Raw genomic sequence first — 1,096 nt, forward strand, 5'->3', positions numbered from 1 at the left:
ACCGATTGGGGGATATTTGGGAGATACACCGACCTGAACGTTTTTCTTTGAATCCATAATCGACTCGGTTTTTTCAGGTCGATGTATGGCTCAAGACACCTCGGTCGGCCCCCTCTCCCTCCGGGAGAGGGCTGGGGTGAGGGTGCTTTTTGACTCAAACAAAAAACCCGGCCGAAGCCGGGTTTTTCATCACGCGATCACTGCATCCACGGCGGTGGAGGCGGTTCTTCGGGTTTGCCTTTCGGCGCGTCGTCCGCCGCGCGAATGGCCTGCTTGCGTTCCTCGTCGAGGCGCGCCGCTTCGATTTCGCGCAGCACCCCGCCGACATCGGCCTGGTCCTCCGGATCGTCGAACTCGCCGGTCAGCACACTGTTCGGGTGCAAGGTGCCGGCTTCGTACAACGCCCACATTTCCTTGGCGTACTTGGTCTTCTTCAATTCCGGCGCGAAACGGCCGAAGTACGAAGCCATGTTGCCAACGTCACGCTCGAGCATGCTGAACGCGTGGTTGTTGCCCGCAGCGTCGACTGCCTGGGGCAGGTCGATGATGACCGGGCCGGTCGGGGTCAGCAGCACGTTGAACTCGGAGAGGTCACCGTGCACCAGACCGGTACACAACATCAGCACGATCTGCGAAATCAGGAACGCGTGATACTCGCGCGCCTGATCCGGCTCCAGTACCACGTCGTTCAGACGCGGCGCGGCGTCGCCGAATTCGTCGGCCACCAGCTCCATCAACAGCACGCCGTCGAGGAAGTCATAGGGTTTGGGCACTCGCACACCGGCGCCGGCCAGACGGAACAGCGCCGCCACTTCGGCGTTCTGCCAGGCGTCTTCGGTCTCTTTGCGACCGAACTTGGACCCCTTCGCCATGGCGCGCGCCTGACGGCTGTTACGAACCTTGCGGCCTTCCTGATACTCGGCCGCCTGGCGGAAACTGCGTTTATTCGCCTCCTTGTAGACCTTGGCGCAACGTAACTGATTGCCGCAGCGCACTACATAAACAGCTGCCTCTTTGCCACTCATCAGTGGGCGCAGCACTTCGTCGACCAGACCGTCCTCGATCAGGGGTTCAATGCGTTTTGGAGTCTTCATCA

At 60.6% G+C, this 1,096-nt stretch carries 1 protein-coding gene; it reads right to left on the reverse strand.

Translation table 11 applies throughout. From position 1 onward, the window contains the following. Positions 1-197: 197 nt before the first annotated feature. On the reverse strand, positions 198-1,094 hold the full coding sequence (locus tag D8U70_RS20670; protein WP_122707848.1) for a PA4780 family RIO1-like protein kinase: 897 nt from the start codon (positions 1,092-1,094) through the stop codon (positions 198-200). Positions 1,095-1,096: the final 2 nt, after the last annotated feature.

Origin of the sequence: Pseudomonas sp. Sample_20 (assembly GCF_004307585.1) — a bacterium.
GTDB classification, from domain to species: domain Bacteria; phylum Pseudomonadota; class Gammaproteobacteria; order Pseudomonadales; family Pseudomonadaceae; genus Aquipseudomonas; species Aquipseudomonas atacamensis.